The sequence below is a fragment of the Pseudomaricurvus sp. HS19 genome, from assembly GCF_009857815.1.
Classification (GTDB): domain Bacteria; phylum Pseudomonadota; class Gammaproteobacteria; order Pseudomonadales; family Cellvibrionaceae; genus Pseudomaricurvus.
In genome coordinates, this window is record NZ_WVVW01000002.1 from 306183 (window position 1) to 329056 (window position 22874).

Annotated in this window: 21 protein-coding genes; 14 read left to right on the forward strand and 7 right to left on the reverse strand. The window is 62.8% G+C overall.

What is annotated here, in order from left to right:
- Positions 1-13: 13 nt before the first annotated feature.
- From GSF27_RS09135 to GSF27_RS09145, 3 genes are all read right to left on the reverse strand, one after another.
- Entirely contained in the window at positions 14-610 is a 597-nt protein-coding gene (locus GSF27_RS09135; RefSeq protein WP_160968133.1) for a YggT family protein, read from the reverse strand.
- 77 nt (positions 611-687) lie between these two features.
- The gene (proC, locus tag GSF27_RS09140; protein WP_160968135.1) at positions 688-1509 is read right to left on the reverse strand and encodes a pyrroline-5-carboxylate reductase; all 822 of its coding nucleotides are present in this window, start codon (positions 1507-1509) and stop codon (positions 688-690) included.
- Positions 1510-1590: 81 nt separating this feature from the next.
- Positions 1591-2271, reverse strand: a complete 681-nt coding sequence (locus GSF27_RS09145) for a YggS family pyridoxal phosphate-dependent enzyme (protein WP_160968137.1) — start codon at positions 2269-2271, stop codon at positions 1591-1593.
- 109 nt (positions 2272-2380) lie between these two features.
- Between GSF27_RS09145 and GSF27_RS09150 the strand changes: the two genes are divergently transcribed.
- From GSF27_RS09150 to GSF27_RS09195, 10 genes are all read left to right on the forward strand, one after another.
- Complete coding sequence (locus tag GSF27_RS09150) at positions 2381-3415, forward strand: type IV pilus twitching motility protein PilT (protein ID WP_160968139.1); 1035 nt, start codon at positions 2381-2383, stop codon at positions 3413-3415.
- Between the two features lie 95 nt (positions 3416-3510).
- Complete coding sequence (locus tag GSF27_RS09155; RefSeq protein WP_160968141.1) at positions 3511-4653, forward strand: PilT/PilU family type 4a pilus ATPase; 1143 nt, start codon at positions 3511-3513, stop codon at positions 4651-4653.
- Between the two features lie 10 nt (positions 4654-4663).
- Positions 4664-5800, forward strand: coding sequence for a patatin-like phospholipase family protein (locus GSF27_RS09160; protein ID WP_160968143.1), 1137 nt, complete (start codon positions 4664-4666; stop codon positions 5798-5800).
- Positions 5801-6057: 257 nt separating this feature from the next.
- Positions 6058-8076: a transketolase gene (tkt, locus tag GSF27_RS09165; RefSeq protein ID WP_160968145.1), complete on the forward strand. Its 2019-nt coding sequence runs from the start codon at positions 6058-6060 to the stop codon at positions 8074-8076.
- A 70-nt stretch (positions 8077-8146) separates the two neighbouring features.
- Complete coding sequence (locus tag GSF27_RS09170) at positions 8147-9190, forward strand: glyceraldehyde 3-phosphate dehydrogenase NAD-binding domain-containing protein (protein WP_160968147.1); 1044 nt, start codon at positions 8147-8149, stop codon at positions 9188-9190.
- A gap of 111 nt (positions 9191-9301) precedes the next feature.
- Entirely contained in the window at positions 9302-10459 is a 1158-nt protein-coding gene (locus GSF27_RS09175) for a phosphoglycerate kinase (RefSeq protein WP_160968149.1), read from the forward strand.
- Between the two features lie 93 nt (positions 10460-10552).
- On the forward strand, positions 10553-11617 hold the full coding sequence (fba, locus tag GSF27_RS09180) for a class II fructose-bisphosphate aldolase (RefSeq protein WP_160968151.1): 1065 nt from the start codon (positions 10553-10555) through the stop codon (positions 11615-11617).
- Positions 11618-11821: 204 nt separating this feature from the next.
- The gene (locus GSF27_RS09185; RefSeq protein ID WP_160968153.1) at positions 11822-12139 is read left to right on the forward strand and encodes a FeoA family protein; all 318 of its coding nucleotides are present in this window, start codon (positions 11822-11824) and stop codon (positions 12137-12139) included.
- Entirely contained in the window at positions 12136-13995 is a 1860-nt protein-coding gene (locus tag GSF27_RS09190) for a ferrous iron transporter B (protein ID WP_160968155.1), read from the forward strand. Before GSF27_RS09185 ends, GSF27_RS09190 begins: the two co-directional genes overlap by 4 nt.
- Before the next feature lie 15 nt (positions 13996-14010).
- Entirely contained in the window at positions 14011-14190 is a 180-nt protein-coding gene (locus GSF27_RS09195) for a FeoB-associated Cys-rich membrane protein (protein WP_160968157.1), read from the forward strand.
- Between the two features lie 114 nt (positions 14191-14304).
- Here the strand turns inward: GSF27_RS09195 and GSF27_RS09200 are convergent, their stop codons facing one another.
- Positions 14305-15195: a prenyltransferase gene (locus tag GSF27_RS09200; RefSeq protein ID WP_160968159.1), complete on the reverse strand. Its 891-nt coding sequence runs from the start codon at positions 15193-15195 to the stop codon at positions 14305-14307.
- Positions 15196-15310: 115 nt separating this feature from the next.
- On the opposite strand from GSF27_RS09200, the gene GSF27_RS09205 reads away from it, so the two are divergent.
- Entirely contained in the window at positions 15311-16588 is a 1278-nt protein-coding gene (locus tag GSF27_RS09205; protein ID WP_202410371.1) for an acetyl-CoA hydrolase/transferase family protein, read from the forward strand.
- Between the two features lie 13 nt (positions 16589-16601).
- Here the strand turns inward: GSF27_RS09205 and GSF27_RS09210 are convergent, their stop codons facing one another.
- The 3 genes from GSF27_RS09210 to GSF27_RS09220 are packed head-to-tail and all read right to left on the reverse strand — an operon-like array spanning position 16602 to position 19596.
- A complete protein-coding gene (locus tag GSF27_RS09210) occupies positions 16602-18164 on the reverse strand; it encodes a DHA2 family efflux MFS transporter permease subunit (protein ID WP_370462588.1) in 1563 nt (520 codons plus the stop codon).
- Positions 18145-19140 (reverse strand): HlyD family secretion protein, encoded by a 996-nt coding sequence (locus GSF27_RS09215; protein WP_237457468.1) that lies wholly within the window; start codon positions 19138-19140, stop codon positions 18145-18147. Before GSF27_RS09215 ends, GSF27_RS09210 begins: the two co-directional genes overlap by 20 nt.
- A gap of 39 nt (positions 19141-19179) precedes the next feature.
- On the reverse strand, positions 19180-19596 hold the full coding sequence (locus GSF27_RS09220) for a MarR family winged helix-turn-helix transcriptional regulator (RefSeq protein WP_160968163.1): 417 nt from the start codon (positions 19594-19596) through the stop codon (positions 19180-19182).
- A gap of 179 nt (positions 19597-19775) precedes the next feature.
- Here GSF27_RS09220 and GSF27_RS09225 point away from each other — a divergent pair, with 179 nt between their 5' ends.
- The 3 genes from GSF27_RS09225 to hisA all read left to right on the forward strand — a co-directional run bounded on the left by GSF27_RS09225 (position 19776) and on the right by hisA (position 22858).
- A complete protein-coding gene (locus GSF27_RS09225) occupies positions 19776-20963 on the forward strand; it encodes a right-handed parallel beta-helix repeat-containing protein (RefSeq protein ID WP_160968165.1) in 1188 nt (395 codons plus the stop codon).
- A gap of 76 nt (positions 20964-21039) precedes the next feature.
- On the forward strand, positions 21040-22023 hold the full coding sequence (locus GSF27_RS09230; protein WP_160968167.1) for an alpha/beta hydrolase: 984 nt from the start codon (positions 21040-21042) through the stop codon (positions 22021-22023).
- A 73-nt stretch (positions 22024-22096) separates the two neighbouring features.
- Positions 22097-22858, forward strand: a complete 762-nt coding sequence (hisA, locus tag GSF27_RS09235) for a phosphoribosylformimino-5-aminoimidazole carboxamide ribotide isomerase (RefSeq protein WP_160968169.1) — start codon at positions 22097-22099, stop codon at positions 22856-22858.
- Positions 22859-22874 lie beyond the last annotated feature (16 nt).

Here is a 22874-nt window from a genome sequence, read left to right on the forward strand (position 1 = left end):
AATCAGGGTGTGATCAAACCCCCACTACCAGCTGTGCAGCGCCACCGGCAAGACCCACGGCGGCGCCCAGGTGGCGCAGCAGAATCTGCACCACGCTGATGGCGAGAAACGCAAAAATAGGTGAAATATCGATACCGCCAAGATCCGGCAGGATGCGACGGAACGGCGCCATCACAGGTTCCACCAGCTGCCGCACCAGCAGCAGCGCCGGGTGGCGGCTATGGGGTGCCACCCAACTGGCCACCACCATCACCACCAGGGTCCAGAAGTAGATATTGACCAACAGCGACAACACACCGATAACGCCCCACACTGCCACGGTGAGCAGGCCGATAAAGCCCACCCCCAGCACCAGCGCGGTGGCCTCGATCAGTACCACCTGCACCAGCAGCGCCAATACCAGCGAAGCGACATCGATACCCATAACGCCGGGAATCAGCCGGCGCAACGGGATCAACAGGGGGTTGGTGGCCTTGACCACAAATTGCGACAGCGGATTGTAAAAGTCGGCCCGCGCCAGCTGCAGTAAAAACCGCAGCAACACGACGATCAGAAACAGTGATCCCAGTGTCTGTATCAGCAAGGTACCGATTTCCTGCATTGGCCCCATCTTTATCTCCTTCCGAAAATGAATCCGTACCCCGGCGTAACTGGCCGGGGCCTGCGACTGCTCACTCAGATCGTGACTCAGGCACCCAGTTCCGCAGCGATCTCCCGCGAGCGCTCGGCGCAGGCCTCCATGGCTTTCTCAACCGCAACCCGCAAACCACCCTCTTCGAAGGAGCGGATCGCCTGCTCGGTGGTGCCGTTGGGTGAGGTGACCCGGCGACGCAATTCCACCACGTCCACATCACTGCCCAGCGCCAGCTGTGCCGCACCCAGGGCCGTCTGCAGGGTCAGCTGGGTGGCGCTGTCACGGCTCAGCCCCTGGGCCACACCGGCATCTATCATCGCTTCCATAAACAGGAAGAAGTAAGCCGGCCCACTGCCGGAAACGGCGGTTACCGCATCCAGCAGCGCTTCGCTCTCGAGCCACTGTACAATGCCAACGGCGGAGACTATGTCATCGGCCAGCTGTCGCTGCTGCGCACTGATACGGCTGTTGCCAAACAGCCCGGTGGCACCCAGCTGCACCAGCGCCGGGGTGTTGGGCATACAGCGCACGATGGGCAGGTCATTGCCAAGCCACAGGTCGAGACTGCGCATATCGATACCGGCGGCGATGGAGATCACCAGCGGTTGATGGCCAAGACTGCCACTCAAGTCCTCGGCCACCTGCTGCATCACCTGCGGCTTGACCGCCAGCACCACCACCTCGGCTGCCGCCGCGGCAGCCGCGTTATCCTGGGTCACTTCGATACCAAACTGTTGCTGTACCTTCTCCAGGCTGGGCAGGTAGGGATCGGTGGCGGTGATCTGCGCGGCGGGGTAACCCCTGGCCACCAGGCCACCAATAATACTGCTGGCCATATTGCCCGCACCGATAAACGAAATCTTTGCCTGACTCACCGTGGCTTTCCTCTCTGTCAAAGTCCTGTTCTGTCAAAATCCTGTGCAGCTCGCACAGCTGTTCAAATTGTCCGGGCGCACTCAGCGCGCACCGAAAATATCGGTACCCACACGTACTATGGTAGCCCCCGCCGCAATGGCCGCCTCCAGGTCGCCGGACATCCCCATGGAGAGGGTATCCAGCTGCGGATAGCGTTGCTGCCACTCCTGCAGCAGGCTGGCCACCTGCAGCAATACCTTTTGTTGTTCACCATGGTCACTGCGCGGTGCCGGTATCGCCATCAAACCCCGTAACCGCAGGCGCGGCAGTTGTGCCACACTCTCCAGCACCTCCGGCAGCTCTTCCGGCAATACCCCCGCCTTGCTGGGCTCGGCATCAATATTGACCTGCACACAGACATTCAACGGCGGCAGTGACGGCGGCCGCTGGTCATTCAGGCGGACGGCGATGCGGGCGCGATCAACACTGTGAACCCAGTCAAAGTTTTCAGCGATGGCGCGGGTTTTATTGGATTGGATGGGGCCGATAAAATGCCATTCGATGGGCAGGTCCTGCAGCTGCTGCTGCTTCTCCAGCGCCTCCTGCAGATAGTTCTCACCGAAGCAGGTCTGCCCGCAGCCAAAGGCTTCGCGGACAGCGGCGGCACTTTTGGTCTTGCTCACCGCCAGCAGGAGTGCGGCATCTTCGGCGCGGCCGGCGGCTGCCAGTGCAGCGTGAACACGGTTTTGCACTTGAGCTAGTTGCTCGGGTATCTTCGACATATACTGGTCCGGCCGCCTTGCGGCGTTGCCACCGGCTGTTAACGATCAATCACTGGCAGCTGCTGGCAGCCACCGGGGAATCAGAACTACCAATTACTAGAGTCGCAGCATGGATATTACGGAACTTCTGGCGTTCAGTGCCAAACAGGGCGCTTCGGATTTGCACCTTTCAGCCGGCTTGCCTCCCATGATCCGGGTAGATGGCGATGTACGACGCATCAACCTGCCGCCCATGGAGCACAAGCAGGTGCATAGTCTGATCTACGAGATCATGAATGACAAGCAACGCAAGGACTACGAAGAGTTCCTGGAAACCGACTTCTCGTTCGAGGTTCCCGGTGTTGCCCGCTTCCGGGTAAACGCCTTTAACCACAACCGCGGCGCCGGCGCTGTGTTCCGTACCATTCCCTCCAAGGTACTGACCATGGAGGAGCTGGGCATGGGCCAGGTGTTCCGCGATATCGTCGCCGTACCCCGTGGCCTGGTGCTGGTTACCGGCCCCACCGGTAGCGGCAAGTCCACCACCCTCGCCGCCATGATGGACTACCTCAACGACAACAAATACGAACACATCCTCACCATTGAGGACCCCATCGAATTTGTGCACGAATCCAAGAAATGCCTGGTGAACCAGCGGGAAGTGCACCGTGACACCCACGGCTTTGCCGAAGCCCTGCGCTCCGCCTTGCGGGAAGACCCGGACATCATCCTGGTGGGTGAGCTGCGGGACCTGGAGACCATTCGCCTGGCACTGACCGCGGCCGAAACCGGCCACCTGGTGTTCGGCACCCTGCACACCACCTCGGCGGCCAAGACCATCGACCGGGTGGTGGATGTGTTCCCGGCGGCGGAGAAAGCCATGGTGCGCTCCATGCTGTCGGAATCCCTGCAGGCGGTTATCTCCCAGACCCTGCTCAAGCGCAACGGCGGTGGCAGGGTAGCGGCCCACGAAATCATGCGCGGCACCTCGGCGATCCGTAACCTGATCCGTGAGGACAAGGTGGCGCAGATGTACTCGGCCATCCAGACCGGTGCCGCACTGGGGATGCAGACCATGGACCAGTGCCTGGCAGACCTGGTGGCCAAGCGCATCATCAGCCGCGACGTGGCCCGCGAAAAAGCCAAGATGCCGGAAAACTTCTGATTGCCGCACAAGACCTGAACACCCCCTGCAACCGGCGGCGTCCTGACGAGTCGCCGGTTGCCAGCTGAGAACCCGTACAGGGCCAAGGACACCCCATGGATTTCGAACGACTACTGCAATTGATGGTTGAGAAGGGCGCTTCCGACCTGTTTATTACTGCCGGCATTCCGCCTTCCATCAAATTGCACGGCAAGGTGGTGCCGGTCACCACCACGCCACTGTCGCCGGAAAAGACCCGCGAAACCGTGCTCTCGGTGATGAATGAAAAACAGCGCCGCGAGTTTCTCGACACCAAGGAGCTGAACTTCGCCATCAGCGCCCGGGGCATCGGCCGCTTCCGCTGCAGCGCCTTCTACCAGCGCAACCTCGCCGGCATGGTGCTGCGTCGTATCGAGACCAACATTCCCAAGATCGATGACCTGGGCCTGCCGGAAATCATCAAAGAACTGGCCATGACCAAGCGCGGCCTGATCATCTTTGTGGGCGCCACCGGTACCGGTAAGTCCACCTCGCTGGCGGCGATGATCGGCCACCGCAACCGCAACTCCAAGGGCCATATCATTTCCATCGAGGACCCCATTGAATTCGTGCACCAGCACCAGGGCTGCATCATCACCCAGCGCGAAGTGGGTATCGATACCGACTCCTTCGAAGTGGCCCTGAAAAACACCCTGCGGCAGGCACCCGACGTCATCCTCATTGGCGAGGTGCGCTCACGGGACACCATGGAACACGCCATCGCCTTTGCCGAAACCGGTCACCTCTGCCTCTGCACCCTGCACGCCAACAACGCCAACCAGGCGCTGGACCGCATCATCCACTTCTTCCCCGCCGACCGGCACCACCAGTTGTGGATGGACCTTTCGCTGAACCTCAAGGGCATCGTCGCCCAGCAGCTGATCCCCACACCGGACGGCAATGGCCGCCGCGCCTGTCTGGAGGTACTGCTGAATACGCCGCTGGCCTCGGACATGATCCGCAAAGGGGAAGTAGCAGACCTGAAGGAGCTGATGAAGAAGTCCACCGAGCAGGGTATGCAGACCTTCGACCAGGCGCTGTTCGAACTCTACGACCAGGGCGAAATCACCTATGAGGACGCCCTCGCCCACGCCGACTCCGCCAACGACCTGCGTCTGATGATCAAGCTGAAGTCGGAAACCGACTCCGAATATCTCTCCCACGCCGCCGACGAACTGTCGCTGCAACGGGACGACGACGATCGCTCAAGGCTTTTTTAAGTAGCGGGTATTGAGTGGCGAGTTACGGGTAAAAGCAGCTGCCCCGCCACTCGCCATTCGCCATTCACCACTCAGCATCATGTCCCTGCTCTCGATCTTCGCCGGCCCCTCCGCCCTGCACCACCTGCAACAGCAGGGACTGGCGCCTGAGCACCTGGCCGCCGTCTTCGCCGCCTCCGGTGCCGCCAAGTGGCTGGCCATCTATGGTCTCGACCGGGCCATCTTTGGCCAGTGGCTGCAGTCCCGCCAGCAACCACTGCCGCTGTTTGGCACCTCCGTCGGCGCCTTCAAACTGGCGGCCGCCTGTCGCCGTGATACCGGTGCCGCCCTCGACACCCTGGCCAGGGCGTACCAGCTGCAAACCTACCCCGATGGCATCTCCGCCGCCGCCATTGAGCGGGAGTTCCGGCAGCTGCGGGACGGAGTGTTGGGCAATGGCGGCGGTGACGAGATTCTCTCCCACCCCATCCTGCGCCTGAGTTGCGGCGCGGTGCGCTGTCACAGCGGACTGGCCAGTCACAACCCCCGACGCCAGACCCTGGCCTGCCTGCACGCCTCGCTGCGCAACCTCAGCGGCCGCGGCGGTATGCACGGGCTGGTGGAACGGGTGGTGTTTCACGACCCGCGCACGCCACCGCCGGTGGCGGCCCTGGATGGCTACCCTACGGAAACCGTGGCCCTGGACGCCGGCAACCTGGAAGCGGCGCTGACCGCCTCCGGCTCCATCCCCGTCTACATGTACGGGGTGGAGGATATTGCCGGCGCCGGCCCCGGCGTCTACCGCGATGGCGGCCTGCTGGACTACCACCCGGTGCCGGGCAACTTCTGGCAGGATGCTGGGCTGGTGCTCTACCCCCACTTCTACCCTTTCTGCAAAATGGGCTGGTTCGACAAGCAGCTGCCCTGGCGCAAGGCCCCGGCAACCCTGCTGGACAACACCCTGCTGCTGACCCCCTCGGCGGAGTTCTTTGCCCGCACCCGCTTGGGCCGTGTACCTGATCGCGCCGACTTCAAGCGCCTGGCCGGGCGCGACGCCGAGCGTATCGCCCTGTGGCAGGAGGTGATGGACCTCAGCCTGGAGCTGGGAGAGGAGTTTCTCACCCTGGCCCGTCAGGGTGATCTGGCCAGCCGCGCCCGCCCCCTGTGAGCGCTTTTCCCGGGGGCCCCACCCCCTTTGCAGCCCCTGTCGACCAGCCCCCGCACAGCGACACGACCCGCCCCCGCACAGCGGCAGTCAATTTTTAACCAGATCGACGGAAAAATTGGCAATTATTTACCCGCCGCGCCTTTACCTGCAGAGGCTGGTAAGGGAAAATACCGCCCCTTTTTTGACGCCCCCGCTGACCGCCAGTCCCGCGACTCGCCGTGGCGGGGAGTTAATGCCTCAACAGGAGCCCCGAGCCCATGCCAACCCGCGCCGAACTTGCCAATGCCATCCGCGTCCTCAGTATGGACGCCGTACAAAAAGCCAACAGCGGCCACCCGGGTGCCCCTATGGGCATGGCGGACATCGCCGAAGTGCTGTGGAACGACTATCTCAAGCACAACCCGGCCAACCCTGACTGGGCCGACCGCGACCGCTTTGTGCTGTCCAACGGCCACGGCTCCATGCTCATTTACTCCCTGCTGCACCTGTCCGGCTACGACCTGCCTATCGAAGAGCTGAAGAACTTCCGCCAGCTGCACTCCAAAACCCCGGGCCACCCCGAGTACGGCTACGCCCCCGGTATTGAGACCACCACCGGCCCACTGGGCCAGGGCATTACCAATGGCGTCGGCATGGCACTGGCGGAGAAGGTACTGGCAGGCCAGTTCAACCGTCCCGGTCACGACATCGTTGACCACTACACCTACGTATTCCTGGGCGACGGCTGCCTGATGGAAGGCATCTCCCACGAAGCCTGCTCCCTGGCCGGCACCCTGGGCCTGGGCAAGCTGATTGCTTTCTACGACGACAATGGCATCTCCATTGACGGCGAAGTGGCCGGTGGCCACGGCACCCCGGGCTGGTTTACCGACAACACCCCGCAGCGCTTTGAAGCCTACGGCTGGCAGGTAATTCCCGCCGTTGACGGTCACGACAGCAACGCCATTAAAGCCGCCATCGAAGCCGCCCGCGCCGAGACCGGCAAGCCCACCCTGATCTGCTGCAAGACCGTGATCGGTTTTGGCTCCCCCAACAAGCAGGGCAAGGAAGAGTGTCACGGTGCACCACTGGGTGCCGACGAAGTGGCACTGGTGCGCAAGACCCTCAACTGGAACCACGGCCCTTTCGAGATTCCCACCGACATCGCCGCCCGCTGGAACGCCCGCGACGCCGGTGCCGTTGCCGAGAATGACTGGCAGGGCCGTTTCGAAATCTATAAGGGCGCCCACCCCGAGCTGGCCGCCGAATTCGAGCGCCGCGTGATCAAGGGCGAACTGCCCGCCGACTTCGCTGAACAGGCCGACGCCTACATCCGCGAGTGTCAGGAGAAAGGCGAGAAGATCGCCTCCCGCAAGGCCAGCCAGAACACCCTCAACGCCTTCGGCCCGCTGCTGCCGGAACTGCTGGGCGGCTCCGCCGACCTGGCCGGCTCCAACCTGACCCTGTGGAAAGGCTGCAAGGGCGTGAGTGCGGAAGACGCCAACGGCAACTACATCTATTACGGCGTGCGTGAGTTCGGCATGAGCGCCATCATGAACGGCCTCGCCCTGCACGGCGGTTTCGTCACCTACGGCGCCACCTTCCTGATGTTTATGGAGTACGCCCGCAACGCCGTGCGCATGGCGGCACTGATGAAGCAGCAGAGCATCTTCGTCTACACCCACGACTCCATCGGCCTGGGTGAAGATGGCCCCACTCACCAGCCGGTAGAGCAGATTGCCAGCCTGCGCATGACTCCCAACATGCAGGTATGGCGTCCCTGTGACACCACCGAATCCGCCGTGTCCTGGAAGGCGGCCATCGAGCGTCGCAACGGTCCCACCTCGCTGATCTTCTCCCGTCAGAACCTGGCCCCTATGCCACGTAACGACGAACAGCTGGCCAACATCGCCCGCGGCGGGTACATCCTGAAAGATTGTGACGGTGCACCAGAGGCCATCATCATCGCCACCGGTTCCGAAGTGGAGCTGGCCGTAAACGCCGCCGACCAGCTCAACGCCGCCGGCAAGGCTGTGCGCGTGGTCTCCATGCCTTGCGCCGAGATCTTCTGTGAGCAGGACGCCGCCTACCGTCAGGCCGTGCTGCCGCTGGAAGTCTCTGCCCGCGTGGCGGTGGAAGCCGGTATCGAGGACTACTGGTACAAGTTTGTCGGCCTCGACGGTCGCGTGGTGGGCATGACCACCTTTGGTGAATCCGCCCCCGGCCCGCAACTGATGGAAGAGTTCGGCTTTACCGTGGACAATGTGGTAGCCGCCGTGGAGGAAGTGCTGGGCTGATTACCGCCCCGCCTCCCCCGCTCAACGCCCTCTGCGCCAGAGGGCAACCACCACAGGGAAACCGCTACTGGTGAGTCGCACCACCCCCCCAAGTGCCAGGCCTGCGCGCCTGGCCATTAATGGCTATGGTCGCATCGGCCGCTGCGTGCTGCGTGCGCTGTTTGAGTCCGGCCTGCAGGATCAGCTGCAGGTCGTGGCCATCAATGAACCGGCCGACTGCCGCACCATTGCCCACCTCACCAAGTACGACTCCACCCACGGCCGCTTTCCCGCCGAGGTCAGCGTGGACAACGACTGCCTCAGCATCGACGGCCACAGCATACGCATCCTGCACGAGGAGCGACTTGAGCAGCTGCCTTGGGCCGAGCTGGATATCGACCTGGTGCTGGAGTGCAGTGGCGCCTTCTCCGATCGCGCCAGCGCCCTGCAACACATCGCCCAAGGGGCCAAACGGGTGCTGTTCAGCCAGCCGGCGGAAGCCGATGTGGACGCTACCATCGTCTACGGCGTCAACGAGCAGGAGCTGCGTGCAGAACACCGCATCGTCTCCAACGCCTCCTGCACCACAAACTGCAGCATTCCGGTGATTACCGCCCTGCAGGACGCCTTCGGCATCGACAGCGGAGTGATCACCACCCTGCACTCGGCCATGAATGACCAGCCGGTGATCGACGCCTACCACCACACCGACCTGCGCAAGACCCGCTCCGCCATCAACTCCATGATCCCGGTGGATACCGGCCTGGCCCGTGGTATCGAGCGCTTCCTGCCACAACTGGCGGGCTGCTTTGAAGCCCAGGCCATGCGCATCCCGGTGGCCAACGTCTCCGCCATCGACCTGTCGGTGGTCGTGCAACAGGATGTCACGGTGGAACAGGTCAACTGCATGCTGCAGGACGCCGCAATCAACCGCTTCCACGGTGTGCTTGGCTACACTGAAGAACTGCTGGCCTCCTGCGATTTCAACCACGACGCCCGCTCCGCCATCGTCGATGCCGGACAGACCCGGGTCGCGGGCAAGCGGCTGGTGAAGCTACTGGTGTGGTTTGACAACGAATGGGGCTACGCCAACCGTATGCTGGACGTAGCCCGCAGCTGGCTCGCCCTGCCCTAGGAGCACGCTCTGCGGGTGATCCAGGTGGCGAGCAGTGCACAGAATACGGGTACAATGCCTCCCGATCGCAACACCCATTATTACAATGACTGATACAGAGGAATCACAGCCATGGCTGTAAAACTGATGACGGAACTGGATCTGGCCGGCAAGCGCGTGCTGATCCGTGAAGACCTTAACGTACCGGTGAAGAACGGTGTGGTCACCAGCGATGCGCGTATCCGCGCCTCACTGCCCACCATCGAGCTTGCTCTCAAGGCCGGCGCCAGGGTAATCGTCATGTCCCACCTGGGACGCCCCACGGAAGGGGAGTACGCGGAAGAGTTCTCCATGCAGCCGGTGGCCGACCACCTGGGCAAACTGCTGGGCCGCGACGTACCCGTCATTAAAGAGTGGCAAGGTGGTATCGAGCTGGCCGACGGCGAGCTGGTGCTGCTGGAAAACGTGCGCTTCAATCCCGGTGAGAAGAAGGACAACGAAGAGCTCTCCAAAGCCTACGCTGCCCTGTGCGATATCTTTGTGATGGACGCCTTCGGTACCGCCCACCGCGCCCAGGCCTCCACCCACGGCGTGGCTAAATTTGCACCGGTTGCTTGCGCGGGCCCACTGCTGGCCGCCGAGCTGGACGCTCTGGAAAAAGCGCTGGCCAACCCGGCACGCCCCATGGTGGCCATCGTTGGCGGCTCCAAGGTCTCCACCAAGCTGGACGTACTCAATTCCCTGTCTGACCTCTGTGACCAGATCATTGTCGGTGGCGGTATTGCCAACACCTTCCTGGCCGCCGCCGGCAAGCCGGTGGGCAAGTCCCTGTACGAGGCCGACCTGATCGACAACGCCAAAAACCTGATGGCCAAGTGTGACATCCCTGTCCCCACTGATGTTGTGACCGGTAAGGAGTTCTCCGAGACCGCCGCCGCCACCCTGAAAAGTGCCGACGAAGTGGCCGACGACGACATGATTTTCGATATCGGTCCGGACTCTGCCAAGGCCCTCACCGAGATTCTGAAAAGCGCCAAAACCATCATCTGGAACGGCCCTGTGGGTGTGTTCGAGTTTGACCAGTTTGGCGAGGGCACCAAAGCCCTGTCCCTGGCCATTGCCGACAGTGACGGCTTCTCCATTGCCGGCGGCGGCGACACCCTGGCAGCAGTGGACAAATACGGCATTGCTGATAAGGTGTCTTACATCTCCACCGGTGGTGGCGCCTTCCTGGAATACGTCGAGGGCAAGACACTGCCGGCCGTCGCCATTCTGGAAGAGCGGGCGTAATAAGCCGCTGAACGACGGAGCAACGGCGTCAGCCATTGACGCCGGTCAGCTATAACAATTATCTGAATTCAAAACAGTAACAGGACAGACAACATGGCCCTTATTAGCATGCGTCAGATGCTGGATCACGCCGCCGAGTACGGCTACGGCGTCCCGGCCTTTAACGTCAACAACCTGGAGCAGATGCGCGCCATTATGGAAGCGGCCCGCCAGACCGACTCCCCGGTGATCGTGCAGGCCTCCGCCGGTGCCCGTAAATACGCCGGCGCCCCCTTCCTGCGCCACCTGATCCTGGCCGCCATTGAAGAGTTTCCGGAAATTCCCGTCTGCATGCACCAGGACCACGGCACCTCTCCCGCCGTGTGCCAGCGCTCCATCCAGCTGGGCTTCAGCTCGGTGATGATGGACGGCTCCCTGGGTGAAGATGGCAAGACCCCTGCCAGCTACGAGTACAACGTCGACGTTACCCGTCGCACCGTGGATATGGCCCACGCCTGTGGCGTCTCTGTGGAAGGTGAGCTGGGCTGTCTCGGCTCCCTGGAAACCGGACAGGCCGGTGAAGAAGACGGTATCGGTGCCGAAGGCATCCTGGATCACAGCCAGATGCTGACTGACCCGGAAGAAGCCGCCGACTTCGTTGCCAAAACCAATGTGGACGCCCTGGCCATTGCCATCGGCACCAGCCACGGCGCCTACAAGTTCACCCGTCCACCCACGGGCGACATCCTGGCCATCGACCGTATCAAGGCGATCCACCAGCGCATCCCCAACACCCACCTGGTGATGCACGGCTCCTCCTCCGTACCACAGGACTGGCTGGCAGTGATCAACGAGTTCGGCGGTGCCATCCCCGAGACCTACGGTGTCCCCGTGGAAGAGATCGTGGAAGGTATCAAACACGGCGTGCGCAAGGTCAATATCGACACCGACCTGCGCCTGGCCTCAACCGGCGCCGTGCGCCGCTTCCTGGCCCAGAACCCGTCCGAGTTCGATCCGCGCAAGTTCCTGCAGCACACCATCACCGCCATGAAGGATATCTGTGTGGCGCGCTACGAAGCCTTTGGTACCGCCGGCAACGCCAGCAAGATCAAGGCACTGAGCCTGGACGACATGTACCAGCGCTATGCCAGCGGTGAGCTGGACGCCAGGGTCAACTGAGCCTTCCGCTCCGGTGACTGACAAAAAACGCGGGCCTGGGCCCGCGTTTTTTGTGCCCGCTGTTTTTCCGCCACGGCTGAGCAGGATCAATAAATCCCCGAAATACCCTGTTCAACGCGCTTAGAGCGATTGCCGAAACCCCGCAAAAGGTTTACTCTAATCGCTAATCAATCTCATTTAACCTGTCGCCGTAGTAGTCCGCTTATGTCAATTGCCCAACCCGTTGCCGCCAGCGAAGAGTGTCTGGCTCAGGCCCATCTGCGCACCCTGGATCAGTGCCACAAGGGTGAAACCCTCTGCATAGAGGCCCTGGTTGAGCAGCCGGAATTCGGCGACGGCGACGCCTCGGTAAGCATGCGCTTGAAAGAGCTTGGGTTCCTGCCCGGTGCACGACTCACCATTCTTGGCTACGGCTTCCTCGGCCGCGACCCCTTGTCGGTGAAGATCGCCGGCACCAAGTTTGCCCTGCGTCGCCGCGAGGCGAGCAAGCTGCTGGTCAGCACCGTCGAGGCTAGCGCATGAGTACTTCAGCCCTGCGCTTCGCCCTGGTAGGCAACCCCAACTGCGGTAAAACCTCCCTCTTCAATCACCTCACCGGTGCCCGCGCCAAAGTGGCCAACTACCCGGGTGTTACTGTTGAACGCCGCGCCGGCATGGTGACCGATATTGACGCCCCGGTAGAGCTGATGGACCTGCCCGGCACCTACAGCCTGCACGTCTCCTCCCTCGACGAGAAGGTGGCCCGTGACATGATCCTCGGCCAGATGGCCGGCGAGGCGCCACCGGACGTGCTGGTGGCGGTGGTGGATGCCACCAACCTGCGCCTCGGACTGCGCCTGGTGCTGGAGCTGGAGCAGCTCGGGCGCCCGATGATGCTGGCCATCAACCAGATGGACGCCGCCCGCCGCCGCGGCATCGAAATTGATACCGCAGGCCTGCAGGAGGCTCTCGGCATTCCGGTGATTGAGACCATTGCCCTGCGCAAGCCCGGCTCCGCACAGCTGCGCGCCACCATCGCCGAGGCGGCCCACCGTTTCAAAGAGCAGCGCGCCAAGGTCATCAGCGACGACGAAGCGGTGCGCAAGGAGTCGGTGGAAGCGGTCTACGACCGGATTGAAACCCTGCTGGATGCCCATGTGCGCATGCCCGCGGAGCAAACCAATTGGCAGGATGCGCTGGATCGCGTGGTTATGCACCCGGTGGCCGGCCTGGCCATCCTCTTCACCGTCCTGCTGACCATCTTCCAGGCAGTATTCGCCTGGGCTTCGCCGGTGGTGGACCTGATCGATGGTGGGTTCGGGATTATGGGTGACCTGGTCGCCACCTACATGCCAGACGGTATTCTCAAGGACTTCGTGGTGGATGGCCTGATCGCCGGTGTCGGCGGTGTACTGGTGTTCCTGCCCCAGATCGTGATCCTGTTTTTCTTTATCCTGTTGCTGGAAGACTCCGGTTACCTCACCCGCGCGGCCTTCCTGCTGGACCGCCCCATGCGCGGCGTGGGCCTCTCCGGCCGCTCGTTTATCCCGCTGCTCTCCAGCTTTGCCTGTGCCGTGCCCGGCATCATGTCCACCCGTACCGTACCCGACCCGCGGGAGCGTATGATCACCATTATGGTGGCGCCGCTGATGACCTGCTCGGCGCGGCTGCCGGTCTACACCCTCATCATCGCTGCCTTCATTCCTGAAGAGAAGGTACTGGGGTTCTTTAACCTGCAGGGGCTGACCCTGTTTGGTCTCTACCTTGCCGGTATTGTCAGCGCCGCGGCCGCCGCCTGGGTATTGCGCCTGCGCCATATCCGCGAGGAGTTCCCGCTGCTGCTGGAGCTGCCCAGCTTCCGCTGGCCCTCCCCCTACCACCTGCTGATCGGCTTGCGGGAACGTATCTGGATCTTCCTGCGCCGGGTCGGTACCGTCATCCTGGCGCTGTCGGTGCTGCTGTGGGCCTTGGCCTCCTTCCCGGCCGCTCCGGTGGACGCCGTGCGCCCCGCCATTGAGTACAGTTTTGCCGGCCAGCTGGGCGCCCTGATGCAACCACTGTTCGCCCCCATGGGCTTTAACTGGCAGATGTGTGTGGCACTGATTCCCGCCATGGCCGCCCGCGAAGTGGCAGTCAGTGCACTGGCCACCGTCTATGCCGTGGGCGCCGCCAGTTCGGAACTGGCGCTGGGACAAGCACTGGGTGTGAGCTGGGAGCTGCCGGTGGCACTGGCGTACCTGGCGTGGTTTGTCTACGCCCCCCAGTGCCTGGCCACCATTGCCGTGGTGCGTCGCGAGACCAACTCCAATACCGCCACCGCCTTTTTCACCGTGTATCTGTTTGCCCTGGCCTATCTGGCGGCCATGGCTACCTATCAGATCGCATCGCTGTTCCTGTAACGGAGGTATAACACCATGTGGCAGGAGATCATCGTCGGGATCTGTATCGCCCTCGCCGTGGCGGCGGTGATACGCAAGGTGTTTTTCAGCAAGGGCTGCGGCAGTGACAGCGGCTGCGGCAGCTGCTCGTCACAGGGCAGCTGTCACTCCGGACCAGCGCCGTCCGACCAGCCACCACAACCGCCGGGGCAATAACCCCCCCTTTTCGGTGCGACCAAAACATTGCCCGGGGGACCGGGCTCCTACAATAGACCCGTGCGCTGATGTAGGAGCCCGGTCCCCCGGGCGAGCTTTTCTACCTCAACAAATTCACACCAGCAGCGCCACCCCTAACAGCGCCGGCGTCAACACCGCGGTAACCACATTGGCCGCCAGGTAGGGCGCCAGCGACGCACTACTCTCCGCCTTCCTGGCCATCCCCTGCAGCGCAAACAGACCTCCGGCCATGGGCAGCAGCACCAGCCAGCCCCAACCCGTCACCTGCATAACCAGCAGCGCAGAGACCAGCACCAGCAGCGCCAGCAACCACTGCAGGCCGTAAACCCACAGCACCATCTTCAGTCCATAGACGATGGCCAGGTGACGACGCCCCACCAGTCGGTCCGGCTCCCGATCCGGCCACTGGTTCAGCAACAGCAGGTTGTTGCTCAGGGCAAAGGGCAACAGCGACAACCACAGCGCCAGCGGCTGGAAATGACCACTGACCACCCAACTTCCCCCCACCACCATCAGCGGCCCGAAAGCGAGCCCGGGAGCCAGCAGACAGGGCCAGGGCGAACGGTTGAGCCAGCGGGTGTAGGTGACGATCAACAGCGCACCGGCGAGCCCCAGCGGTAAAAGACCCCAGCCCCGCTGCCACACCAGCCACAGGCCACCACCGATGGTCAGCAACAGGGTCACCACCCCCAGCGCTCCCACCGCAGCGGCCGCCTTCGGCTCCGCCGGCAGGGCACCACTGCCGCCACTGAAGGGAGTACGTAGCGTCATGTCATCCAGGCCGCTGTGAAAATCACTGTACTCATTGAGCGCATTGACACTGATATGAGCGCTGATGGCGGCCAGCAAGGCCACCGCCACATAGACCGGCTGCAACCCGGCGCCCGCGTACAAACCAATGGCCAGCGCCAGCAGCAGCACCGCCGGGGTCAACACCAGAAACGGCACCCGGGCCGACTTCACCACAGCAGCTGGAACAGGCAAGGCTCTCTCCTTAATCGAGGGGTAAAAACAGGGCGTTAAAGGGGCTCACCTTTAACCGTCACAGTGACCCTATTATTATCAGGTCTTTACTGGAGACGGAATGCCGGAGACCTGTATGACCCTGATCTGTAACAGCGCCGAGGAAGCCCTGCAGTGTTTGCGCTCCGGCGATCGCATCTGGTGCCACTCCATGGCCGCCACCCCCTACCGCCTGCTGGAAGCACTGGCCCAGAGAGCCCTGCAGCTGCAGGAGCTGGAGTTACTGCAGCTGCACCTGGAGCACGCCGAGCCGGTGTGCCGGCCGGAACTGGAGGGCCACCTGCGCAACCGTTGCTACTTTGTCAGCAGCAACACCCGCGAGCTGGTGAACTGCGGCCGCGCCGATTATGTCCCCGCCTTTCTCTCCGATATCCCGCGCATCTTCCGCCGCGGCGACCAGCCCATAGATGTGGCGCTGATCCAGGTGTCGCCACCGGATCGCCACGGCAACTGCTCCCTCGGCGTGTCGGTGGAGGCCACCCTCACCGCCTGTGAAATGGCCACCACCATCATTGCCCAGATCAATCCGCAGATGCCCCGCACCCACGGCGATGCTGCCATCCCGCTTAGCCGCATCCACTATGCGGTGACCATCGACAGCCCTATCCCCACCCACGATCCGGCACCGCTCTCTGCCACCCACCGCCAGATTGGCGAGAACATCGCCGAGCTGATCAAAAATGGCGACTGCCTGCAGCTGGGTATTGGCGCCATTCCGGATGCGGCGCTGGCGGCACTGGGGGGACACAAGGACCTGGGGATACACACCGAAATGTTTGCCGATGGCGTATTGCCGCTGGTGCACAGCGGCGTCATCAACAACAGCCGCAAGGTGATTCACCCCGGCAAGATCGTCACCGGCTTTGTACTTGGGTCACAGGCGCTGTACGACTTTGTGGATGACAACACCGAGGTGCTGTTTCTCGATATTGCCTACGTCAACTCGCCGGCAGTGATTCGCAAGAACCCGCAGGCGGTCTCCATCAACAGCGCCATCGAGATTGACCTGGGTGGTCAGGTGAGTGCCGACTCCATCGGCAATCGCATCTATTCGGGCTTTGGCGGGCAGGTGGATTTTGTCACCGGTTCGCAGCTCTCCGAGGGCGGGCGCTCCATCATTGCCCTACCCTCTACTGCCAGGGGCGGCAGCCAGTCCCGCATTCGCGCCCAGCTCACGCCCGGTGCCGGCGTGGTCACCTCGAGGGCACAGGTGGACTATGTGGTGACGGAGTACGGTATTGCCAAGCTGCGCGGTACCAGCCTGCGGGAGAGGGCACAGGCGCTGATCAATATTGCCCACCCGGATTTTCGCAACGAGCTGCGTGAGCAGTGGCACCTGCAGCAATCCGGCTGAGCCACGCCGCCGCTTATCTCCCCGCCGCCCGCATATCGCTGATCCGCATGGGCTTCAGCAACAGCACCACCGGTGCCACGCACAGCACACCAATGGCCATCAGGTGGAAATTATCCAGGTAGCCGATCATCACCGCCTGGCGATTGATCTCTGCCTCCACCATCTGCAGTGCCGCCGTGCCGGCGTCGCCGAAACGACCACTGAGCGCTGCCGGGTCCATCCCCCCCAGGGTGTTAGTGGTGATATGGGCGGCGAGGTCGGAGTGGCTGGTCTGGGTATTGCGCGACAGCAGGGTGATGATCAGCGAAATACCAAAGCTGCCCCCCAGGTTGCGCATCAGGTTCAGCAGGCTGGCGCCGTCCGGCCGCTGCTCCACTGACACCGTGGCAAAGGCAGCAATGTTCATGGGGGTAAAGATCAGCCCCAGCCCCAATCCCTGGATAAAGCCAGTCACCAGAATAGGTTCACTGCCCATATCGAGGGCGAAGCCGGACATGGACCAGAGTGCGCCGCCGGCAATCAGGTAGCCCACCAAGACCAGGTGGCGCACATCAAAGTACTGCATCAGGCGGTTGGCCAGCAGCATGGAGATAAACACCCCGCAGCCCCGCGGAATCATCAGCAAGCCGGTGTCCACCGGACTGTAACCGTATACCGTCTGGTACATGGTGGGCAGGATGGAGGCGATGGCCACGTTCGCCACCCCCAGCACAAACATAAAGGCAAAGGCGCCGAGAAAATTGGGGTTGGCAAACAGCGACGGCTGGAACAGGGGATTTTTGGTGTGCAGGGTATGCACAATGAACATCCAGAACGCCGACAGGGCAATCAACAACTCGACGATGATCTCCCACGAAGCGAACCAGTCCAGGTGCTGCCCCCGGTCGAGCATCAGCTGCAGGGAGACCAGCGCCGTGGCGATGAGGATAAAGCCGAGATGATCCAGCTTGCGCGGCACTATGTTGCGCGACGGCAACAGCCACACCAGCAATAGCAGTGTGGGAATACCGATGGGTAAGTTGATGTAGAAGACCCAGCGCCAGTTGAGGCTGTCGGTCAGGTAACCACCGAGAATGGGACCGGAAATAGGCGCAATCATCACCACCATGCCCCAGATGGCCATGGCCGCCGAATGCTTGCTGGGGGGGTTGATGTCAAACAGGATGGTCTGCGACATAGGCCCGATAAAGGCCGCACACACCCCCTGCAAGGCGCGGAAAAAGACCATCTGTGCCAATGAGGTGGCAGCACCACAGAGCATGGAGGAGAGCACAAACCCCGCCACCGCCCACAGGAACACCCGCCGCGAGCCGAGCCGGTCAGAGACCCAGGCCACCGCCGGCGTCACCATCACACCGGCAATGATAAAGCTGGTCAGCACCCAGGTAATGGAATCCGGCGAAGCCCCCAGCCCCGAGCGCATGTGGGGCAAGGCCACATTGGCGATGGTCATATCCAGCAGCTGGATGATGGAGACGCCCATCACCGCTGCCGTCAGCAGACCGCGGTGGCGGGTCTCCAGCGCCGGCTTGTCGGCGCTGGCGGCGGTTGCCGTATCAGTGGTTGAGGTCGACACGGACATGCACCGACAAACCGGCAATCAACTCCGGCCGGGCATCATTGATGGCAATCCGCACCGGCACCCGCTGGGTCACCTTCACCCAATTGGCGTTGGCATTTTGCGCCGGCAGGATGGAAAACTCGGAACCGGTGCCGGCACCTATGCTGGCCACCGCACCCTGCAGCTTATGATCCGGGAAGGCATCGACACGAATATCCACCGCCTGGCCAATACGGATGTCGTTCAGCTCGGTCTCCTTGAAATTGGCTTCCACCCAGCTCTCGCCGGTATCGACGATGGTGACGGCCGACAGCCCCTGCATCATCAGCTGCCCCGGCTGCAGGCGATCGGATTGACTGACAATGCCACCGACGGGGGCGCGCACTTCGGTACGCGCCAGGTTCAGTTGCGCCCGCGCCACTTTTACCTGAGCCGCCAGCACTTGCGGGTTAACGGTGTTATCCGCGGAGCCGGTGGAGAGCGCCGCCCGCGCCTTGGCCGCATCGGCACGCGCAGTAGCCAACTCGGAACGGGCAGCGGACAGCGCATGCTCGGCGGCGCGCAACTGGGCATCGGTGGAGACACCGGTTTTGGCCAGTGCCAGATGGCGCTGCAACTCTTTCTCGTAGAAACGCACGTCCTCTTCCGCGCGCTCGATGTCTACCGACGAGGTTTGCAGGTCAGTCTCCAGCTGCTCCAGACGCGCCCGGGCATTGGCCAGCTCCGCCTGCGCCTCCTGCAGCGCCAGCTGATAGGGTTCCGGGTCGATACGGAACAGCAGCTCGCCTGCCTCTACACGCTGGTTTTCGCTCACCGCCACCTCGACAATGCGCCCCCCCACCTCGGCACTGACACCCACCTTGTGCTGCTGCACATAGGCGTTGTCGGTAGTGGCATAGGAGAGACCCGAGAAGTAATAGGCGCCGGCACCTGCCGCCAGCAGCAGCGGCACGCCCAGCATCAGGGTCAAACGTCGGATTGATTGCGACATATACAGCTCCGCATGAGGTCGGGCTGAAGGCAGCAGCCCTCAGCGCGTGAGATTGTCACGGACGCAGCTCAGCGCCCGCCGCAGTTGCTCCAGTTCGTTCGCATCCAGCCCCGCGAACGCTTTTTGCACCAGCTCTTCACCCACCGGTTTCAGGTCCGTGAGCAACTGTCGCGCGCGGTCGGTGAGAAACAGCTGCCAGGCCCGGCGGTCATTGGGGTCACGGCGGCGCTCCACCAGCTCCGCCTCCTGCAGCCGGTCCACCATGCGGCAGAGGGTGATGGGCTCCACCACCAGAATCTCCGCCAGCCCGCCCTGGTTGATACCTTCGTGGCGGCGCAGCATGGTGAGCACCTGCCACTGGGGGCGGGTGACCCCGATCTGTCGCGCGCGCTCGTCGAAATAGCGCCGCATCAGACGGGAGGTATCGGAGAAGAGGGAGGCGAGTGTATCTTCCATAAGCCTGCACTTAATAACTATGCTTATTATAATTATAGTCATATGGAGAGCGGATCGTAAACCTCAGCCGCCGCCCCCAGGTTGCACCCCGCCGCGGTTGGCGGTCATACTGGGCGCCTTGCCGCCGGTCGCAATGGATGCCTGAAGCAGGCCGGATACTCAGCAGAAGGGATTGCCGCATGCAGAAAGTCATCAGACTGGTCGTTCTCTATTTCGCCCTGGCCGGGCTGGTCGCACACCTCTCCGCCCTCACCGTCTACCTGTTTTTCCCCGGTGTCATCTATAAGGTGCAGGAGCGCATGGTGGAGCGATTCAACGACAGCTTCCCGATGCTGGCGGCCATGGCCGGCACCATCCCGGTGGAATACGACCTCGAAAGTGAACTGCAGCAGGTGCTGCCCCCCTGGCAGCCGCAAGCCGGCACACCCATGTCACCAGGGGAGATCCGCATCGGCACGCGCCTGTTCCCCAACCTGCAGGAGGCGGTCAAGGCTCTGCGCGACGGTGATACCCTGATGATCGGGCCCGGCATCTACGAAGAGGCCTTCCTCCTCACCGCCAGCAACACCAGAATCATCGGCAATGGCGCCGTGCACATCCGCAACAAGGCCACCGGCGGCAAGGGGGCCATGGTCATCCGCGGCCACAATACCCTCATCCGCAATATCGAGTGCAGCGGCATCTCTGTCAGTGACCGCAACGGCGCCTGTGTGCGGCTTGAAGGCAAGAACATCATCCTCGATCACGTCTACTTCCACGACAGTGACCAGGGCCTGCTGACCGGCTACACCCCCGGCATCATGCGCATCCACGACAGCCGCTTTGTGAAACTGGGTCGCGGCGGTCGCGCCCACGGCGTCTATGTAGGCGGTGGGGAGCTCTACATCAGCAACAGCATCTTTGCTGCCGCCCGGGGTTCCGGCCACGAAATCAAATCCCGCGCCGCCGTCAACGAGATCCGCAACAGCCTGCTGACCTCCCTCTCCTCCGACGACAGCCGGCTGGTGGACATCTCCAACGGCGGCAAACTGGTGATTACCGACTCGGTGCTGCACCAGGGGCCGGGCACCACCAATGGCGATGTCATCGGCTTCGCCCTGGAGGACAACAAGCGCAACAACCAGCTGCAGATTACCAACAACCTCTTCATCCTTGAGCGCGACGGCCCCAACTACCTGCTGCACACACGCCAGAAATACGACCTCTCCAATGTGCGGGGCAATGTGATTGTGGGCCGGGACGCCTCCGGCAGTAGCGAGGGCAGCATCACCTTCCCGGACCGCAAGAAGGCCGGTATTGGCGACTATCCAGCCCTGCCTGACCGCACCGACGCCAGCGCTGACACCAGCGGCCTGCAGTGGCAGTAAGCCCTTGAAGGCGGTCGCCCCCTGTGTCAGTCTGGCCGCTTTCACGCCCTTAAAGCCACAGCCGCCGGTTTAAGCCATGCCCTTTACCGCCGCTGACGCCGACGCCCTCAGTCGCCAGCTTCCCAGCCTCCACGACCTGCTCAACGACCCCGGGGCGGACAAGCTGCCGCTGCTGACCCGCTGGAGCCAGCACTACCACACCGACTTTGTGCAGGAGGGCCTCTGCCAACAGCACCTGTGCGGCACCTTTGACGCCGCCGGCTACCGTATCGCCTGCCACCTGTGGCTGCAGGCCGCCCCCCGCGGCACGCTGTTTTTCCTGCACGGTTTTACCGATCACGTCGGGTTGATGCAGCACGCCCTGCGCTACCTGCTGCAACAGGGCTGGAATCTGGTGGCCTTCGACCTGCCCGGCCATGGCCTCAGCAGCGGCGAGCGCTGCAGCATTGGCTCATTTGATGAGTACCGCCTGGTGCTGGAGGCGTGCCTGGCGCTGTGCGCCACAGTGCCCGGGCGCCTGCCCCGCCCCTGGCACGGCGCCGGCCAGAGCACCGGCGGTGCCGTGTGGCTCAACTACCTCTGCCAGCACCCCTCGCAAGAGGCCATTGACCGCATCTGCCTGCTGGCACCACTGCTGCGCCCCAAAAGCTGGGGACACCTGCAATACGCCCTGCCGCTGCTGCGGCACCTGCGCCAGCTGCCACGCAAGTTCACCAGCAACTCCCACGACGAGGCGTTCCTCGACTTTGTCCGCAACGCCGACCCGCTGCAATACCGCCACACCCCCCTGCGCTGGGCGGAGGCCATGCACCGCTGGCAGCAGCAGTTTGTGCAACAGCCGCCCCTGCAGCGCCCCCTGTTACTGGTTCAGGGAGATGACGACGGCACCATCGACTTCCGCTACAACCTGACGCAGATACAGGCTGTATTCCCCAACAGTCAGACAAAAATGATTCCCGGCGCACGACACCAGCTGGTGAATGAGTTGCCCCCTTATCGCGATCAGGCGCTCCAGGCCATGGGTGACTGGCTCGGCGCCCCCGCCACAGCGGCGGATTAAGGCCTGCCCCGGGCGCGGCAAAACGCTATAATCCCGCCCCACCCTTTTCGCCGTGCAACCCAAGGAGCCTGCCGTGACCCTTTTCCGCCCCTGTATTGATCTCCACCAGGGCCAGGTGAAACAGATTGTCGGCGGCAGCCTTAACGACAGCGGCGCCACCACCAACTTCATCAGCGACAAGGATTCGGCCTGGTACGCCGAGCTCTATCGCCAGCACCAGCTCACCGGCGGCCATGTGATCGCCCTGGGCCCCGGCAATGAAGAGGCGGTGCTGGCAGCACTGGCGGCCTGGCCCGGCGGCCTGCAGTTCGGTGGCGGTGTCACTGCCGACAACGCCGCCCACTACCTGCAGGCTGGCGCCGCCCAGGTGATCGTCACCTCCTGGCTGTTTGAAGACGGGGAGTTTTCCTGGCAGCGGCTGGAACGGATCAAGGGCGAAACCGGCCGCGAACGACTGGTGCTGGATCTCAGCTGCCGCCGCACCAGCGATGGCTGGAACATTGCGACCAACCGCTGGCAGACAGTCACCGCCACACAGGTCAACGCCGAGACATTGCAGGCACTGAGCGAACACTGCGCCGAATTCCTGATTCACGCCGCTGACGTGGAAGGGTTGCAGGGTGGCATCGACGAAGCCCTGGTCAGCCTGCTGGGCAACAGCTGCCCCATTCCCGTCACCTACGCCGGTGGCGCCCGCAGCCTGCAGGACCTGCAGCTGGTGGATCAGCTCTCCGACGGCCGGGTTGACCTCACCATCGGCAGCGCGCTGGATATCTTTGGCGGCAGCGGCGTCACCCTGCAGGAGTGCATCGACTGGAACCACCGGCAGCAATAACCTGCCGGATAAACAG

Excerpts from the sequence above, each read along its gene's own strand:
- GSF27_RS09135 (WP_160968133.1), bottom strand. The coding sequence starts at position 610 with ATGGGGCCAATGCAGGAAATCGGTACCTTGCTGATACAGACACTGGGA.
- GSF27_RS09145 (WP_160968137.1), bottom strand. The coding sequence starts at position 2,271 with ATGTCGAAGATACCCGAGCAACTAGCTCAAGTGCAAAACCGTGTTCAC.
- GSF27_RS09150 (WP_160968139.1), top strand. The coding sequence starts at position 2,381 with ATGGATATTACGGAACTTCTGGCGTTCAGTGCCAAACAGGGCGCTTCG.
- GSF27_RS09155 (WP_160968141.1), top strand. The coding sequence starts at position 3,511 with ATGGATTTCGAACGACTACTGCAATTGATGGTTGAGAAGGGCGCTTCC.
- tkt (WP_160968145.1), top strand. The coding sequence starts at position 6,058 with ATGCCAACCCGCGCCGAACTTGCCAATGCCATCCGCGTCCTCAGTATG.
- GSF27_RS09175 (WP_160968149.1), top strand. The coding sequence starts at position 9,302 with ATGGCTGTAAAACTGATGACGGAACTGGATCTGGCCGGCAAGCGCGTG.
- fba (WP_160968151.1), top strand. The coding sequence starts at position 10,553 with ATGGCCCTTATTAGCATGCGTCAGATGCTGGATCACGCCGCCGAGTAC.
- GSF27_RS09185 (WP_160968153.1), top strand. The coding sequence starts at position 11,822 with ATGTCAATTGCCCAACCCGTTGCCGCCAGCGAAGAGTGTCTGGCTCAG.
- GSF27_RS09190 (WP_160968155.1), top strand. The coding sequence starts at position 12,136 with ATGAGTACTTCAGCCCTGCGCTTCGCCCTGGTAGGCAACCCCAACTGC.
- GSF27_RS09195 (WP_160968157.1), top strand. The coding sequence starts at position 14,011 with ATGTGGCAGGAGATCATCGTCGGGATCTGTATCGCCCTCGCCGTGGCG.
- GSF27_RS09205 (WP_202410371.1), top strand. The coding sequence starts at position 15,311 with ATGACCCTGATCTGTAACAGCGCCGAGGAAGCCCTGCAGTGTTTGCGC.
- GSF27_RS09215 (WP_237457468.1), bottom strand. The coding sequence starts at position 19,140 with ATGTCGCAATCAATCCGACGTTTGACCCTGATGCTGGGCGTGCCGCTG.
- GSF27_RS09220 (WP_160968163.1), bottom strand. The coding sequence starts at position 19,596 with ATGGAAGATACACTCGCCTCCCTCTTCTCCGATACCTCCCGTCTGATG.
- GSF27_RS09225 (WP_160968165.1), top strand. The coding sequence starts at position 19,776 with ATGCAGAAAGTCATCAGACTGGTCGTTCTCTATTTCGCCCTGGCCGGG.
- GSF27_RS09230 (WP_160968167.1), top strand. The coding sequence starts at position 21,040 with ATGCCCTTTACCGCCGCTGACGCCGACGCCCTCAGTCGCCAGCTTCCC.